This window comes from uncultured Tenacibaculum sp., assembly GCF_947498805.1.
Classification (GTDB): Bacteria; Bacteroidota; Bacteroidia; order Flavobacteriales; family Flavobacteriaceae; genus Polaribacter.
Genome location: NZ_CANMLT010000005.1, coordinates 427,164 through 443,942, shown reverse-complemented (window position 1 = coordinate 443,942; position 16,779 = coordinate 427,164). Strand labels below are relative to the sequence as shown.

Annotated in this window: 14 protein-coding genes; all 14 read left to right on the top strand. The window is 29.6% G+C overall.

Features of this window, described 5'->3' with window-relative positions:
* Nucleotide 1 precedes the first annotated feature (1 nt).
* Nucleotides 2-1,225: a UDP-N-acetyl-D-mannosamine dehydrogenase gene (wecC, locus tag Q0873_RS12605; protein WP_299107796.1), complete on the top strand. Its 1,224-nt coding sequence runs from the start codon at nt 2-4 to the stop codon at nt 1,223-1,225.
* Nucleotides 1,212-2,522, top strand: coding sequence for an MATE family efflux transporter (locus Q0873_RS12600; protein WP_299107794.1), 1,311 nt, complete (start codon nt 1,212-1,214; stop codon nt 2,520-2,522). Before wecC ends, Q0873_RS12600 begins: the two co-directional genes overlap by 14 nt.
* A complete protein-coding gene (locus tag Q0873_RS12595) occupies nt 2,506-3,009 on the top strand; it encodes an acyltransferase (RefSeq protein WP_299107792.1) in 504 nt (167 codons plus the stop codon). Before Q0873_RS12600 ends, Q0873_RS12595 begins: the two co-directional genes overlap by 17 nt.
* Entirely contained in the window at nt 3,006-4,160 is a 1,155-nt protein-coding gene (locus tag Q0873_RS12590; protein WP_299107791.1) for an O-antigen ligase family protein, read from the top strand. The genes Q0873_RS12595 and Q0873_RS12590 overlap by 4 nt, the downstream gene beginning before the upstream one ends.
* Before the next feature lies 1 nt (nt 4,161).
* Nucleotides 4,162-5,247: a glycosyltransferase gene (locus Q0873_RS12585; RefSeq protein WP_299107789.1), complete on the top strand. Its 1,086-nt coding sequence runs from the start codon at nt 4,162-4,164 to the stop codon at nt 5,245-5,247.
* A 10-nt stretch (nt 5,248-5,257) separates the two neighbouring features.
* Nucleotides 5,258-6,175: a GNAT family N-acetyltransferase gene (locus Q0873_RS12580; RefSeq protein ID WP_299107787.1), complete on the top strand. Its 918-nt coding sequence runs from the start codon at nt 5,258-5,260 to the stop codon at nt 6,173-6,175.
* Nucleotides 6,175-6,903 (top strand): polysaccharide deacetylase family protein, encoded by a 729-nt coding sequence (locus tag Q0873_RS12575; RefSeq protein WP_299107785.1) that lies wholly within the window; start codon nt 6,175-6,177, stop codon nt 6,901-6,903. The genes Q0873_RS12580 and Q0873_RS12575 overlap by 1 nt, the downstream gene beginning before the upstream one ends.
* A gap of 130 nt (nt 6,904-7,033) precedes the next feature.
* The gene (locus Q0873_RS12570) at nt 7,034-8,173 is read left to right on the top strand and encodes a glycosyltransferase (protein WP_299107783.1); all 1,140 of its coding nucleotides are present in this window, start codon (nt 7,034-7,036) and stop codon (nt 8,171-8,173) included.
* A complete protein-coding gene (locus tag Q0873_RS12565) occupies nt 8,173-9,033 on the top strand; it encodes a glycosyltransferase family 2 protein (RefSeq protein ID WP_299107779.1) in 861 nt (286 codons plus the stop codon). The genes Q0873_RS12570 and Q0873_RS12565 overlap by 1 nt, the downstream gene beginning before the upstream one ends.
* Before the next feature lie 64 nt (nt 9,034-9,097).
* On the top strand, nt 9,098-10,990 hold the full coding sequence (gene asnB / locus Q0873_RS12560) for an asparagine synthase (glutamine-hydrolyzing) (RefSeq protein WP_299107776.1): 1,893 nt from the start codon (nt 9,098-9,100) through the stop codon (nt 10,988-10,990).
* Between the two features lie 3 nt (nt 10,991-10,993).
* Nucleotides 10,994-13,114: a bi-domain-containing oxidoreductase gene (locus Q0873_RS12555; RefSeq protein WP_299107773.1), complete on the top strand. Its 2,121-nt coding sequence runs from the start codon at nt 10,994-10,996 to the stop codon at nt 13,112-13,114.
* Nucleotides 13,096-14,679: an alginate lyase family protein gene (locus tag Q0873_RS12550; protein WP_299107771.1), complete on the top strand. Its 1,584-nt coding sequence runs from the start codon at nt 13,096-13,098 to the stop codon at nt 14,677-14,679. The genes Q0873_RS12555 and Q0873_RS12550 overlap by 19 nt, the downstream gene beginning before the upstream one ends.
* Before the next feature lie 5 nt (nt 14,680-14,684).
* Nucleotides 14,685-15,863 carry a glycosyltransferase family 4 protein gene (locus Q0873_RS12545; RefSeq protein ID WP_299107769.1) on the top strand — a complete coding sequence of 393 codons (1,179 nt, stop codon included), beginning with the start codon at nt 14,685-14,687 and terminating at the stop codon, nt 15,861-15,863.
* Nucleotides 15,853-16,776, top strand: coding sequence for an NAD-dependent epimerase/dehydratase family protein (locus Q0873_RS12540; protein ID WP_299107767.1), 924 nt, complete (start codon nt 15,853-15,855; stop codon nt 16,774-16,776). The genes Q0873_RS12545 and Q0873_RS12540 overlap by 11 nt, the downstream gene beginning before the upstream one ends.
* The last annotated feature ends 3 nt before the right edge of the window (nt 16,777-16,779 follow it).

Below are 16,779 nucleotides of genomic sequence, written 5' to 3'. Positions count from 1 at the left end.
AATGAATCAACCAGAAGTGGTAATGATAGGTTTAGGGTATATTGGTTTACCAACAGCTGCCTTAATAGCACAAAATGAAGTTAATGTTCATGGAGTTGATATAAATCCTAAAGTAGTAGAAACTATTAATAAAGGAGAAATTCATATCGTTGAACCTGAGTTAGATAGTGCTGTTGAAACCGCTGTTAAAAATGGTTATTTAAGGGCATCTACCAAAGCGGTTACAGCAAATAACTATCTTATTGTAGTACCTACACCTTTTAAAGGAAAGAATGAACCCGATATTTCTTTTGTAGAAGCTGCTACACTTGGGATTATACCTTTGTTAAAAGAAGGAGATTTATATATTATCGAATCAACATCTCCAATAGGAACTACAGAGAAGATGCGCGATCTTATTTATCAAAAAAGACCAGAGCTTAGAGATAAATTGTTTTTGGCATATTGTCCAGAGAGGGTGCTGCCTGGAAATGTAATGTATGAATTGGTTCATAATGATAGAGTTATTGGGGGGATAGATGAGAAGTCAACAGATAAAGCAATCAGCTTTTATTCAAACTATGTAAAAGGTAAATTACATAGAACTAATGCACGTACTGCAGAGATGTGTAAATTGGTTGAAAATTCTTCTAGAGATGTTCAAATTGCATTTGCTAATGAATTGTCATTGATATGCGATAAAGCAGAAATAAATGTTTGGGAGTTAATTAATTTAGCAAATAAACATCCGCGTGTAAATATTTTACAGCCAGGTTGTGGTGTTGGAGGTCATTGTATTGCTGTTGACCCATATTTTATTGTTTCTGAATATCCAATGGAATCAAAAATTATTGGAACCGCAAGAGAAGTTAATAATTATAAATCCTTTTGGTGCGCTGAGAAAATCCAAAACGCAAAACTTAAATTCGAATTAGAGTATGGAAGAAAGCCAAAGGTTGCTTTAATGGGATTAGCGTTTAAACCTAATATAGATGATCTTAGAGAGTCTCCTGCTAAGTATATTGTTAATAAAGTTTTACAAAATGATAGTAATGGTGAATATTTTATTGTTGAACCTAATATCGAAGAACACAATGTATTTAAACTAACTAACTATAATGAAGCAATTGAAAAAGCTGATGTAATAGCCTTCTTGGTAGCTCATGAAGAGTTTAAACAGATGAAATTAGATAAAGATAAGGTTGTGTTAGATTTTTGCGGGGTTATAAAAAATGAAAATATTTGAAAGACTTGGTAATAGAAATAAATTTGTTTTAAAGTCCTTTTCTGCCTCTTTTGTAGCAAGAGTAGTTGGATTACTTTTTACAATTATAGCAACTCCGTTTTTGTTAAAAGAACTGGGTGAAGAGGAATATGGAATATGGAGTATACTTATTAGTTTGTCGGGATATTTGGCATTTTCAGATTTAGGTTTAGGAAATGGTCTTTTGAATTTTTTATTGCAAAATAAAGAAGATGTCTCTCTTGTAAAAAAATCAATAAAAACTACTTTTTTATTTCTAAGTATTGTAAGTACTCTCTTAATTTTAATATTTGGAATATTTACATTAGTATTCGATTGGGAGACTTTTTTTAGTATAAAAAAAGAAGATCTTAATCTGGTCTTTTTTTTAGTTATAACTGTTTTTTGTTTAAATATTCCATTGGCGATAATTCAAAAAGTTCAGTACGCATTTTTGGATAATCCAATTTATCATTTTTGGGAGGCCATTCAAAAGATATTATCAATGGTACTTATCTTAGTACTAATATATTTTAAGAAAGGATTAATATGGTATGTTTTGGCTTTTTATCTTCCTGTTAATATTGTTAATATTTTTAATATCATAACATATCAAAGGAAAAACAATCTGATTAAAGTTCTGTTTGAAAAACCTCTTTTTGATAAAAAGGTTTTTCAAATTATATTTAAGACAGGGTCACTTTTTTTCCTAATGAATTTAACGTATCTATTTGGGAGAAGTGTAGATAAGTTTTTATTAGCTCGAGTGGGAAACCTTGAATTGGTTACAAGTTATGATATTTTGATGAGACCTTATGAGATAATGATAGTGTTTGTAATGATGCTTTCGAGTTCTCTTTGGTCAGCTTTTGGAGAAGCATTGCAAAAGAAAGATTATAATTGGATTACAAATATTTTAAAGAAAGGAACAAAGTTGTCTTTCATTTTGATAACCATTTTTACACTTATTTTAACTTTTTTAGGAAATTATATTTTAAGTATTTGGTTGGGTAATAATTATTCGTTTTCAAGACTATACTATATTTTGTTAGGAGTATGGACTTTATTTTTGTTGGTGTCTAATATTCTGTCTTCTTTTTTAAATGCCGCAAATATTTTAAAATTTCAGATAAAGATGTTTGTGTGTTATGGAATAGTATCTTTTATTTTTAAATATTTAGGTATTAATTATTATGATCTATTAGGGTTTATTATTGGAAATATAATTGCTTTTGGAATTTGCATTTTACTACCGAGTTATTTAAAAATTAATAATTTTATTTATGATAAAAATAATTAATCATTTTTTAAGACTATTATTGAAGGTATTTCCAGAGTATACCTTTAAGTACCTAACGGCGAGAATTTATAGAGTTATTGGTTATAAGTCTATTAGTAGTAAAGCAAGAATATTCTCTTCTGTAAAAATATTAGGAGAGGTCGAGGTGGTTATTGGAGAAGATACTTTTATAGGAGCAAATACTTTTATTGGGGGCGGGAATTGTAAAATTAGCATAGGGAAAAATTGTGATATATCATCAAATGTACAAATTATAGGCGGTACGCATGAGATTGATGTATTAGGAGATAGAATTGCAGGAAAAGGATATTCTGAAGACATTATAATAGGTGATGGAGTGTGGATATGTGCCGGGGCAAAAATTTTAGGAGGTGTTACAATTGGTGAAAAAGCAATAATAGCAGCGGGAAGCGTTGTTAACAAGGATGTTGAAAGTTATACGGTGGTAGGAGGTGTTCCTGCCAAACTTATTAGAAAATTAAAATGAGAGTAAACATACCACATATTATTTTTTGTGTTTTTATTACTGTTTTTTTGACGCTACTACTTAAAATTAGTCCGGAAGTATCTAAAGTTTATTATCCAGTTATATTTGTTTTGTTTTTTCTTTTAATAGCAAAACCAGTTAATTTTAAGATTAATCTAATAGCGTTTATTTTTACTTTAATTACAGGACTTAGCATTTTTCTTAATGATATTCCGACTATTTTTAATTCGTATAATAGGTGGTTAGGATGGCTTTTAATTTTATTTGTTTTTGGCCCTTTAATTACAACTACTCCTTTTATTAAATTTAGAATTAAGGCCTTTAGTTTTTTGTTGAAATTATTACCTTTTTTAACTATACTTTCATTTTTATGGTATGTTTTTGGATTACCTAATTTGGGAAGAGGAGATTTTACAGGGGTAACGTATCACTCAATGTTACTTGGTCCCATTTCTGGACTGAGTAGTGCTTTCTTTTTAAATAAGAATTTGTTTGAAGGTAAAAGTAAAAAACGTTTAGGACTTTTATTGATTTCTCTTGTGGTTTGTGTTCTGGCAGCTTCTAGAACTGCTCTTTTAGCTTTTGTTCTGGTGGCATTGGTGTCATTTTATATCAAATATAAGATGAAAAATTTATTATACTTAATTTTATTATTTTGTGGATTTATAATTTTTCAGGCCGTTAATATGGAGAATGTAAACCAAGGTTCAGGTATATTTGAAAGTCTTAGTAATAAATCCTTTAATAATTCCAGAGAAGGCTATTGGACAAATAGGATTAAAGAATGGTATAAAAGCCCATTGATAGGAGTAGGTTTTGCTTCTGTTGATTTAACAATAAGTGACTTGGGAGTGCATGAGGATGGTAGTATTGAACCTGGGACTTCTTGGTTAGCTGTCTTGTCTATGACAGGTCTTTTAGGATTGTTATCCTTCATACTTTTACTATCTAACATATATACTAAGCTATATAAATTAATTAAAACAAATGATATTTTGATAATTAATGTACTGAGTTTTAATATATTTTTTATTGTTAGTTTTGTATCCGAAGGATACTTGTTTGCAGCAGGTTCTGTTTCTGGATTAATCTATTGGTTATCACTTGGATGTGCTTCTAGTTTAATAAGTGTTTATGCAAAAAAAAAATAAAATGAGGTTTCTGTTTTTTCAAAAGATGATTTCAATGCACTTTTCCTCTTTTTTAAGAGAACTATCAAATGATCATGATGTCTATTTGTTTGTAGACGAGGAAATCTCAGAGAGCAGAAGAAAGCAAGGTTGGAAAGTACCAGACTTGGGAAATACTATTGTAAAAATTAATAGTAGTATTAGTGATACAAAAAAAATAATAGATAAGGAAGATGAAGCTATTTTAGTTTTTTCAAGTATTTATAATTCAAAAAAGAATAATATTTTTTTTAAGTATGCGTCGAAGAAAGGAAGGAAATTAGGAATTTCTTCTGAACCTTATGAAGCCAACGGATGGAAAGGGACATTACGTTTTTTGAGATCTAAGGTATATTTCTATTTTTATGGTAAAAGTATAAAGTTTATTCTAACCAAAGGAAATTTAGGAGTTAATTGGTTTACCAAAGTAGGATACAAAAAAAATATAGTTCATCAATGGGCGTATTTTATTGAAAATAATGGAAAAACTCTTGACAGACTTAAGATTAATAGCTCTATGGTGGAGTTAATTTATGTTGGTCAATTAATAAATAGAAAAAGAATCTTAGAACTTTTGAAAGTCGTATCTGAGATAGAAAATGTAAGAATTAGAATTATTGGTAGAGGAGAGTTAAAGGAGGAAGTTGTAGAATTTGCTCAAAACTATCCTAAAAGAATTGAGTATTTAGGTACTTTAGAAAATTCTAAAGTATTAGAATGTGTGTCAAAATCTGATTTGCTTGTATTACCTAGTGTTTTTGATGGTTGGGGAGCTGTTGTAAATGAATCACTACAGCTAGGAACCCCAGTGCTATGTACAGATACTTGTGGAGCAAGTGTTTTAGTTGATGGTTCTATTAGGGGAGAAAGTTTTGCTTGGGATGAGGAAAAATTAAAAGAATTAATTATCAAATGGGCTCAAAAAGATGATTTAAGAGATAATAGAAATCAAATTATTGAGTGGAGTAATAATTTATCTTTTGTTAAAGCAAAAGATTATTTTATAGAGGTAATGACATCTATAGAAGATAAAAAAGAGAATCATTTTATTAAGGCCCCATGGCTATAAAAAGGAGAATATGAGTTATTATTTAGAACCAGTATCGGAAAACAATTTAGAGGATATAAAATACTTGATTAAGTCAATCTATGATAGAGATTCAAGTATTGAGACTATAGGAAAAAAGTATGACACTTCAGGCTTTGGAGAGTATACTGTGGGTTACATAGCATATCATGAGGAAACCAAAGAACCATCCGCTTATTATGGCGTGTTTCCAATAGTTTTTGAATATAAAGGAAAAAAAATTCTTGCAGCTCAATCGGGAGATACTATGACACATCCAAATCATAGAAGAAAGGGGCTGTTTACTAAATTAGCAAAAGAAACTTATGAATTAGCAAAGGCAAAAGGAGTCGAGTTTGTTTTTGGTTTTCCAGTTGAAGCATCATATTACGGCTTCGTGAAGAAGCTAGACTGGAAGCATGATAATGATATCCAAAAATATGATTTCTTCACTTTATCAATACCATATAGTTATTTATTTAAAAAACATCATAATAAAATAGCCAGTTTTTTATTAAAAGGAAGAAAGAATAAAGATTCATATCCTAATTCTAATATTGATCTAAATTTGCCAAAAATAGAGAGATCAACTTCTTTCTACGAGTATAAAAATAAAGAGGGAAATTTTAATGTTAATTTTTTAGGACTTAAAATTTGGTTTCACATTAAAGGAGTTACAATGATAATTGCTGATTTAGAATTTGGAAGAAAGACATCTATTAGGTCAGTGATTTTTAAACTTAGAGTTTTAGCTACTATACTAGGGGTTGTAAGAGTTAGTTTCCATCTAACAAATAACAGTAGTTTAAATGATATGCTAAAAAGTAAGTACAAAAATAAAAAGGGATTAGCAGTTGGTTATGTGAATTTTTCTTCAGAGTTACCTTTGAATGAATTATGTTTTACTTATGCTGATTTTGATACTTTTTAATGATGAAAGAGAGTCTAAAAAAAGTATTATTGATATTAGGAGGTTTTCTTTTTAATAATAGAAAAAGTAAAGTTTTGTATTATCATGATGTTCATGGAGATAAAAAATATACTTCCATGTCTACAGATATAGATTTGTTTAAAAATCATATCTCTCAGATAAAGAAGAATGGATATTCTATAGTGAAAGAAATCTCCAATAACAGAAATGAAGTTCTAATTTGTTTTGATGATGGGTTTAGAGGAGTTTATGAAAATAGAGATTTTTTTATTAAGAACAAAATTTATGCTACAATTTTTTTAATTACTTCATGTATTAATGAAAAAGATTTTTTAACTGAGAAAGAGATTATAGAGTTGAAAAATATTGGCTTGTTTAAATTTGAATCGCACACACATACCCATAGAAACTTAGGAGAACTTACAGAAAAAGAAATAGAAGAAGAAGTAGTCTTAAGTAAGAGTATATTAGAAAAATTATTAGGAGAAAAAGTAGAATCGTTGTGTTTTCCGAGAGGAGTTTTTTCTGAAAAATCAATTGAGATTGCAAAAGAAAAGGGCTACAAGAGGTTATACTTGTCAATCCCAGGAGAATACTTTAATAAAAACGATAATAAAATTAAACTTAGATATTTTGCACAAGAAACTTCGAAAAAAATGTTTCCACACCTGTTAAGAGGAGGGCAAAATATTTTTAGTAAAAAGTTGTATAAAATGCATAAACGTTAAAAAAATGGGGGAACATTTGCAAGCTTTTAATAATAAGGGGAAAATAACTTTGAATAGATTTTCTGAGAAGTGTAGACTGGAGCAAAAAAAATGTCAAAGGTTTTTGACTAATATTTAATTTGTAAATAGAATGAGAATCATTCATGTAGTACCATACATTGGAGATAAGGCAAGTGGGCCTGCTTATTCAGTACCTGCTTTATGTAATGCGTTACAACAAAGTGGGTGTGATGTAACTCTTTATACTTTAGCACCTCTTAATGTATCTGAGGAAAATTTTTTATTTAAGGTTAAGACATTTAAAAGAGATAAATATCCTTCTCATAGTTTTGGAGCGTCAAAAGAAATGTTTAAGGCGCTTTTAAAGGAATCAAAAAATGTTGATCTGATTCATATGCATAGTTTGTGGATGGCTCAGAATATTTATGTGGGTAAGGTAGCTAGAAAATTCAAAATACCCTTAGTTACTTCACCTAGAGGAACGCTTTCAAAAGAGGCGTTGAAAAGATCTCGATGGAAAAAGGAAATTGTATTAGCACTAGGACAACGTAGAGCATTGAGGTATTCTAAGTATTACCATGCAACAGCTATACATGAGTATGAAGATATTAATGATTATGTAAGTGATAAAAAGACAACTATTATTCCTAACGGAGTTGATATACCGAACTTAATTGATAAAGTTAAAGCTAACAAGAGTGAAGATAGGAGTCGAAGAAAATTACTTTTTTTAGCAAGAATACATCCAATTAAAGGCTTAGAAAATTTAATAGATGCTTGGTTAAATTTAGAACAAGAATTTAAAGATTGGGATTTAGAAATTGTTGGAGTAGGTGATGAGAATTATGTAAGCTCCCTTAAAAATAGGGTAAAGGAGAAGGGAATAGAAAGAATATATTTTTTAGACCCAGTTTTTGGAGAAAGTAAGAATGTAAAATTCCAAGAATCAGAACTTTATATTTTACCTAGTTTTTCTGAAAATTTTGGTATGACGGTAGCAGAAGCTCTATCGAATGGAGTGCCTACTATAACTACTGACGGCACACCATGGGAAGAAATTGATAAAAAAGATTGTGGATGGTATATACAGCCTAATCGCAATAGTATTGAAGAAACGCTTCGGGAAGCACTCTCTTTGTCTCCGAAAGAACTCAGTTTAAAGGGACAAAAGGGAAGAAATTGGATGATTCATGATTATTCTTGGAGGTCATTAGCACTTCAGTTAGTTGACTTTTATAAAGAAATTTTGAATGAAAATTTAAAGAAATAATGATAGATAATTTAACAGTAGTAATTTTAACACTAAATGAAGAAGTTAATATCCGTCAATCTCTTAAGAACGTTGTTGGATGGGCAAAAGAAGTATTTGTTTTAGATAGCTTATCTAATGATGCTACTCAGGATATAGCCATCAAGCTTGGAGCGAAAGTATTTACGAGAGAATTTGATAATTATGCTAACCAAAGAAGGTACGCTATAGAGGAATTACCTATTGAAACAGATTGGATTTTATTTTTAGATGCTGATGAGTATTTAACAGGTGATTTGAAAACTGAAATAGTAGAAGAACTTTCAAATAGTGCTTTTGATGGATACTATATAAAGTATAGATTTTACTTTTTAGGAAAATGGATTAAATATGGAGGATATTATGGAACTAAAATTTTAAGACTCTTTAAAAAAGATCGAGCCACTGTAAGTAGAGATATGAATGAACATGTTTCAGTTAATGGTAAGGTAAGTACTTTGAAGAATGATTTTATTCATGAAGATAGAAAGGGGGTTTCAGATTGGACACAAAAACATAATAAATATGCTACATATGAAGCATTGGAATTAATTAAATTTGACGAAAAGAAAAAAGAAGAAAATGACGAATTTGCCAATTTATTTGGAACTCAACCGCAAAGAAAAAGGTGGATTAGAGAGAAAATATGGAATAAATTATTACCTCCCTTGATAAGACCTATTTTCTATTTTTTATACAGGTATATTATAAGACTGGGGTTTTTAGATGGAAAACAGGGTTTTATTTTCCATTTTCTGCATGCTTTTTGGTTTATGCTACTCATTGATGTGAAATATCTCGAAATGAAAACGAAATCAAAAGAGATAATAAAAAATAAATAATTTAAGTTAGAGGTTAGCTTAGTTAAAAATAAAACAATAAAACAATATAAATCAAGAAAATGATATGTGTGGAATACTAGGGTATTTTGGAGGAAATCAAGAAAGATTTATTGAAAAAACTAAATTAGAAGACATTGCTCATAGAGGTCCAGATTTTAGTAGTTCAACTAGTTTGGATAATTGCTTTTTAGGGCATACAAGATTATCTATACTTGATTTGAGTGAGAATGGAAACCAACCCATGCACTCAAAAGATAATAGATATTTTATAATTTTTAACGGTGAAATATATAATCATATTGAATTAAGACAAAAATATTTAGACAAAGTTGACTTTGTGTCAACAAGTGATACTGAGACTATTTTGTATGGAGTGATTGAATATGGAATAGATTTTATCAGTAAGTTAAATGGAATTTTTGCATTTTGCTTTTATGACACGTTAACTAATGATTATATGGTGGTGAGAGATCATTTTGGTGTGAAACCATTGTATTATCATATAAATGAAAAAGAGTTATGTTTTTCTTCTGAGTTAAAGGCGATTTTACCTTTTTTAGATGATAAAAGCATTGATTTACATACAGTAAAAAAACATGTAAATTTTTTATGGTCAACTGGTGAATCAACTATGTTGAATGAAGTTAAGAAACTATTACCAGGCCATTTAATAACAGGAAATTCGAAAGATCATAGTAAGGTAAAGTTTCAGCAGTATTATACAATTCCTTTTAATGATAGTAAAATAGAAAAGAAATTAGAAGAACATTATATAGATGAGCTAGAGGAAAAGTTAATTAACGCTGTAGAAAGACAAATGCTATCCGATGTTCCCATAGGATTTTTTCTTTCGGGAGGTTTAGATTCTAGTTTAATTGTTGCTATTGCAAGAAAACTCTATCCAGATAGAAAAATTAAAAGTTATACTATAAAAAGTCCCGAGATTGTAAAAGAAGGTTTTTCGGATGATTTGTTTTATGCAGAAAAAGTTGCTCAACATTTAAATGTTGATTTATCAATAGTGAATGCCGATACGGATGTTTTAAAGTTTTTTGATAAAATAGTGTACCATTTGGATGAACCACAATCTGATTCAGCACCTATAAATGTTTATAATATTTGTTCGCAGGCAAGGAAAGACGGTATTAAAGTATTATTAGGTGGTACAGCAGGAGATGATCTTTTTTCTGGATATAGAAGGCACCAAGCTTTAGATTTAGAAAAATATTTTGAGGTTATACCTGTTGGTATAAGAAAAGTCTTAAAAAAAGGAGTTTCTCGATTGGACAAAAAGAAACCTTTCTTCAGAAGGTTAAATAAACTACTTGCAAATATTGATAAAAGTAAAAATGAAAGAATGATGGGGTATTTCTCTTGGTTAGCCCCTGAAACTTTAAATGGTTTGTTTTTAGAAAGAAATAACTCAGATGTATTTAAGAGGTTTAAAGAATTAAATAACCAAATTCCAGATTCGACTTCAGATTTAAATAGAATGTTATTTTGGGAGTTGAATACCTTTTTAGTCGACCATAATTTAAATTATACAGATAAATTAAGTATGGCAACTGGTGTTGAAGTTAGAGTTCCTTTTTTAGATAAAGAATTGGTTGAGTTTTCAACTAAAATTCCTGTAGAACTTAAGTTAAAAGGAAAAGAAACTAAATATATTTTAAAAAAGGTGGCAGAGAGATATTTACCTAAAGAAGTAATTTATAGACCAAAAACTGGTTTTGGTGCGCCAGTTAGAGAATGGATATTGAATGATATGTCTTTTATGATAGAGGATTATTTGAGTAAAGAAATTGTAGAAAGAAGAGGTATCTTTGAATATGCTAAAATAGAACAGTTATTAGATAAGAATAGAAAAGGAGTTGAAGATGTTTCTTATAGTATTTGGGCTCTTTTATCAATTGAATCATGGATGAGGCAATTCTATGATAAAGAAATGAAATTATAAATAATGAAACAAATTATACAAGACCTTAAAAAGGGAGATACTATATTAGAAGAAGTTCCGGTGCCTTTAGTTAAAAAAGGACATGTGCTTATAAAAACAACAAAGACATTAGTATCTCTTGGTACAGAAAAAATGTTGGTTGAGTTTGGTAAGGCAAACTTTATTCAGAAAGCAAAACAGCAACCTGATAAAGTAAAAATGGTACTTGATAAAATAAAAACCGATGGGTTAAAACCAACCTTGGATGCAGTATTTAATAAACTAGGACAACCTTTACCTTTAGGATATTGTAATGTAGGAGAGGTTGTTGCTGTAGGAAATGGGGTTACAGAGTTTAATATTGGAGATCGAGTTGCTTCGAATGGGAATCATGCGGAGTATGTTTTAGTTCCGAAAAATTTAGTAGCGAAGATACCAGATAATGTTGCAGATGAAGAGGCAGTTTTTACTGTTATAGGTTCTATAGGTTTACAAGGAATTAGATTGTTAAAACCTACCTTTGGAGAAACAATTGTAGTAGTAGGTTTGGGGTTAATTGGATTAGTTACTGCTGAGCTTTTAAAAGCAAATGGATGTAATGTAATTGGTTTTGATTTTGATCCTGAAAAAATTAAAATAGCGCAATCTAAAGGAATAATAGCAATAAACCCGTCTGAAGGAACTGATCAAGTTAAATTTGTAGAAACTTTTACTAATGGAGTAGGAGCAGATGGAGTAATTATAACAGCTTCTAGTAAGAGTAATGAAATCATTGCTCAGTCAGCACAAATGTGCCGTAAACTTGGAAGGGTAATTTTAGTGGGAGTTATAGGATTAGATATCAGCAGGGCCGATTTTTATAACAAGGAAATTTCTTTTCAAGTATCTTGTTCATATGGACCAGGAAGATATGATGAAGAGTATGAACAGAAAGGAAATGATTATCCTATTGGTTATGTTCGTTGGACTGAGAAAAGAAATTTTGAGGCAGTATTGAATGCTATTTCAAATGGTTCATTGGATGTGAAACCTTTGATAACAGAAAGGGTTCCGCTAAAAGAGTTTGACAAGATTTATGGAGACATGTCTTCGTCTAAATCAATAGCTTCAATATTAGAGTATAATTCAACGGAAGAACCTAAAACCACCGTCGCTATAAATGAAAAGTCCTTTAAAGAAAATAAAGGAGTTATAGGAATAGTTGGTGCTGGTAATTTTACTAGTGCAACAATTTTGCCTAATTTGAAAAAAATTAATGCTGATGTAAAATATATAGCTAGTTCTGGAGGTTTGTCGTCTACAACCATGGCTAAACAATATGGGATAGCAAATTCAACAACAAACTATAAGGAGATGCTATCTGATAATGAGGTTGATACGGTTTTTATAACCACAAAGCATAATATGCATGCTTCTATGGTTTTAGAGGTAATGAGATCGAATAAAAGTGTTTTTGTAGAAAAACCATTAGCCTTAACTACTGAGGAATTAGATGAAATTATAAAAGAGTATAATGAAAGTGACGTTTCAGTATCTGTTGGGTTTAACAGGCGTTTTGCTCCTTTAGCAAAACAAATGAAGAAGGTTTTAGGAAGTGACAATACTCCAATGAATATTGTTGCTACAATGAATGCAGGTTTTATTCCAGATGATGTATGGGTGCATGATATGGAAGTTGGAGGAGGACGAATTATAGGAGAAGCTTGTCATTACATCGATTTATGTACTTATTTAGCAGGAAGTAAAGTGAAAGCGGTTTGTATGAATTCAATGGGAATAAACCCTCAAGAAAATACGGATAATGCAAGTATCTTATTGAAATATGAGAATGGTACCAATGCGGTAATCAATTATTTTGCTAATGGTTCCAAAGCTTATTCTAAAGAAAGAGTGGAGGTATATTCTCAAGAAAGAACTTTAGTAATGGATAATTGGAGAAAGTTAAGAGGATATGGATTTAAAAAATTCTCAAAAAGTTCTTCAAAACAAGATAAAGGACATTATAACCAATTCAATGAATTGATTGATAGTCAGAAAAAAGGAGGCAATCCAATTATTTCTTTTGAGGAAATCGTGAACACAACAAGAGCATCGTTTGCTGCTATTGAGTCTTTGAAGCAAGGAGGATGGATAGAAATAAAATAATAACTTTATACAATACAATAAAGTTTTTAAAGCCTGTTCAAATTTATTACAGGCTTTACTATTTTGTAAGGAATCGTTTATCTAAAAAAGATTATGATAAAAGACTTGTTGAGAAACCAATAGGTTTAAAATGGGAGGATGAAGTTTTAAATAGAAAATCCTTTTTAGGAGAAAATAGTTTTAAATTTTTAAATGTTTCAAAAAGTTTTGAAGAAAAAATAGATTGGAATTATGCTTCATTTGGTAAATTATGGACTTATAATTTAAACTACTTTGATTTTTTAAATCAAGAGGGTATCTCGAAAGAAGATGGGCTGAGTTTAATAACTAATTATATCAAGAATGATAAGAACTTACTAGACGGTAAAGAACCATATACGGTTTCGTTAAGAGGAATAAATTGGATAAAATTTCTTTCTAAGAATAGTATAAAAGAAGAGGTAGTCAATCAAACCTTATATAATCATTATCAATTCTTGATAAACAATTTAGAGTATCATTTATTAGGAAACCATTTATTAGAAAATGGCTTTTCTTTATTTTTTGGGGCTTACTATTTTAACGATAAAAGCTTTTATAAAAAAGCGAAAAAGATTTTAAAGGAGCAACTTGAAGAACAGATATTAGGAGATGGAGCACATTTTGAACTATCACCAATGTATCATCAAATATTGTTGAACAAATTATTAGATTGTATCCGATTGGTTCAACTGAATAATTCTTGGAACAATGAGGAAGAGTTAAAAACTTTTTTAATTGATAAGGCCTCAAAAATGCTTTCTTGGTTAGATACAATTACTTATACGAACGGTAATATTCCAATGGTTAACGATAGTGCATTTGATATAGCCCCTACTTCAATAGAGTTGTTCAGATATGCAAAAAAAACAGGAATATCTTGGAATCAAACAAGATTGAATGAATCTGGATACAGGAAATTTCAAACAGAAGAACTTGAGGTATTTATGGATGTTGGAGACATAAAACCTTCGTACCAACCTGGTCATGCGCATTCTGATACTTTCAGTTTCGAGTTATATAATAAAAATAAGCCAATAATAGTTGATCCAGGAGTTTCTACTTATGAGAAAAATCAATTAAGACAAGAAGAGAGAGGAACCTATTATCATAATACAGTGCAGTTAGCTGATCTTGAGCAAACTGAAGTTTGGGGAGGTTTTAGAGTGGGCAAAAGAGCCAGAATATTTGATTTGAAAGAAGAAGACGGATTGATATCTGCTAAGCATGATGGTTATAAAAAAAATGGAATAATTCATGAAAGAACCTTTCAAATAAATGAGGAGACTTTGTTAATTTACGATAATGTTTTAGGGAATTCTACCTTAAATAAAAAATTCATTTTGCATTTTCATCCTGATGTAGAGTATAAGAAAATTAGTGATAAAGAATACTACTTAAATCATTTGAGATTAACCATAGATGGAGATATAAAAAGAGCAGAAGAAAAAAATTACTACTATTGTTTAGGTTTCAATAAAACAGTTATAGGAAAAAAAATAGTAATTATTTTTGAAGAAAAATTAAAGGTAGCAATAGCAAAATAATAACCATGAAAATATTATTTCTAACGTTTTATTATGAGCCAGACTTGTGTGCTGGTTCTTTTAGGAATACTTCCTTGTTAAAGGAATTAGTTAAGCATCTAAAGCAAGAAGATACTATTGATGTTGTAACTACACATCCTAATAGGTATGATTCTTTTAAAATGGAAGCTAAGGATAAAGAAAAAGTGCGTGATGGTATTTTTGTGAATAGAATTAAAATACCAGAGCATGGAAGTGGGATTCTTGGTCAAATAAAATCATTTAAAAAGTTTTATTTTGAAGCATTAGAACTCACAAAAAATAAAGAGTATGATTTGGTCTATGCTTCTTCATCTCGTTTGTTTACAGCTTTTCTGGGGGCAAGAATAGTAAGAAAGAAAAAAGCAAAGCTGTACTTAGATATTCGTGATATTTTTAGAGAAACTATAACGGATCTTTATAAAAGTAAAGTTCTAAACTTAGGATTGAATTTAATTTTAAAACCTATTGAAAATTATACGTTTGGAAGAGCAGAACATATAAACTTAGTTTCTAAAGGATTTGAAAGTTACTTTACAAAATATACTAAAGCTAAATATACTTTCTTTACTAACGGGATTGATGAACTTTTTTTATCACTAAAGAAAAAAGATACTTTTAGTCGTAATGATAAAAAAACTATTGTATATGGAGGTAATATTGGTGAAGGGCAAGGCCTCGATTTAATAATACCTCAAATTGCTATGAAATTATCTGATACACATAGGTTTTTGATTATTGGAGACGGTGGAGCTAAAAATAAATTGGAAGATCAACTTAAAATTAATAAAATAAATAATGTTGATTTATTACCACCTGTTACTAGAGATCGGTTAATAGACTATTATCAAAATGCAGATTTTTTATTTTTACATTTAAATAAGCATAAGGCCTTTGAAAGGGTATTACCATCCAAGCTTTTTGAATATGGGACATTTGATAAACCAATAATAGCAGGAGTAGATGGATATGCGAAAGTTTTCCTTAAGGAAAATATGTCAAATTTAATTTTATTTGAGCCAACTAATTCAGATGAGCTATATGAAAAAATTAAAAAATATTCATACGTAAATATTGACAGACTGGATTTTAAAGAGAAGTTCTCAAGATTAGAGATTAATAAGAAAATGGCAAACTCTATAATAGCTCTTGGAGATGAACAATAAAATTATAATTACAGGAATATCTGGTTTTGTAGGAAAAAGCTTGAAGGAATATTTAGAAAGTCAGTTTGAAATATCCGGAGTATCGAGAGAAAAATCAAGGAGTATTTTTTCATACGGAGAATTGTCGGGAAAATTATTTTCGGAGTATGGTACAATTATTCATTTAGCAGGGAAAGCACATGATTTAAAAAATGTATCAGATGATGAAGAATATTTCATTGCAAATACTGAGCTAACAAAAGAACTTTTTGATAAGTTTTTGGAGAGTAAGAGTGAGACTTTTATATTTATGAGTTCCGTGAAAGCTGTGGCAGATGAAGTAGAAAAGGTACTAACAGAAGAAGCTCAACCAAACCCGATAACTGCATATGGAAAATCAAAATTAGCGGCTGAAAAGTATATTTTAGGTAAAAAACTTCCTAAAAACAAAAGAGTATATATTTTAAGGCCTTGTATGATACATGGACCTAATAATAAAGGAAACTTAAATTTATTATATAGTTTTGTGTCAAAAGGAATACCTTATCCGTTTGGGAGGTATGAAAATAAACGCTCTTTTTTGTCTGTCAATAATTTATGTTTTGTGATTGAAGGGTTAATTAAAAATAAAAATGTTGTATCGGGAGTGTATCACATTGCGGATGATCAACCAATCTCAACAAAAGAGTTAGTAATAAATATAGGTGAGGCTATAAATAAAAAAGTGTTAATCGTTAATACTCCTAAATTCGTTATCAATTTATTAGGTAAAATTGGAAATATAATCCCTTTTCCAATAAGTACAGAGAAAATACACAAATTAACTAGTAATTATGTAGTTTCTAACAAGAAAATTAAGCAAGCTATCGGAAAAAAAATGCCTTTAGCTGTTGAAGAAGGGATACAGTTGACTATAAAAAGTTTTAATATATAATAT

Bases quoted from the DNA above. Each gene is read 5' to 3' on its own strand.
- wecC (WP_299107796.1), top strand. From the start codon at position 2: ATGAATCAACCAGAAGTGGTAATGATAGGTTTAGGGTATATTGGTTTA.
- Q0873_RS12600 (WP_299107794.1), top strand. From the start codon at position 1,212: ATGAAAATATTTGAAAGACTTGGTAATAGAAATAAATTTGTTTTAAAG.
- Q0873_RS12595 (WP_299107792.1), top strand. From the start codon at position 2,506: ATGATAAAAATAATTAATCATTTTTTAAGACTATTATTGAAGGTATTT.
- Q0873_RS12590 (WP_299107791.1), top strand. From the start codon at position 3,006: ATGAGAGTAAACATACCACATATTATTTTTTGTGTTTTTATTACTGTT.
- Q0873_RS12585 (WP_299107789.1), top strand. From the start codon at position 4,162: ATGAGGTTTCTGTTTTTTCAAAAGATGATTTCAATGCACTTTTCCTCT.
- Q0873_RS12580 (WP_299107787.1), top strand. From the start codon at position 5,258: ATGAGTTATTATTTAGAACCAGTATCGGAAAACAATTTAGAGGATATA.
- Q0873_RS12575 (WP_299107785.1), top strand. From the start codon at position 6,175: ATGATGAAAGAGAGTCTAAAAAAAGTATTATTGATATTAGGAGGTTTT.
- Q0873_RS12570 (WP_299107783.1), top strand. From the start codon at position 7,034: ATGAGAATCATTCATGTAGTACCATACATTGGAGATAAGGCAAGTGGG.
- Q0873_RS12565 (WP_299107779.1), top strand. From the start codon at position 8,173: ATGATAGATAATTTAACAGTAGTAATTTTAACACTAAATGAAGAAGTT.
- asnB (WP_299107776.1), top strand. From the start codon at position 9,098: ATGTGTGGAATACTAGGGTATTTTGGAGGAAATCAAGAAAGATTTATT.
- Q0873_RS12555 (WP_299107773.1), top strand. From the start codon at position 10,994: ATGAAACAAATTATACAAGACCTTAAAAAGGGAGATACTATATTAGAA.
- Q0873_RS12550 (WP_299107771.1), top strand. From the start codon at position 13,096: ATGGATAGAAATAAAATAATAACTTTATACAATACAATAAAGTTTTTA.
- Q0873_RS12545 (WP_299107769.1), top strand. From the start codon at position 14,685: ATGAAAATATTATTTCTAACGTTTTATTATGAGCCAGACTTGTGTGCT.
- Q0873_RS12540 (WP_299107767.1), top strand. From the start codon at position 15,853: ATGAACAATAAAATTATAATTACAGGAATATCTGGTTTTGTAGGAAAA.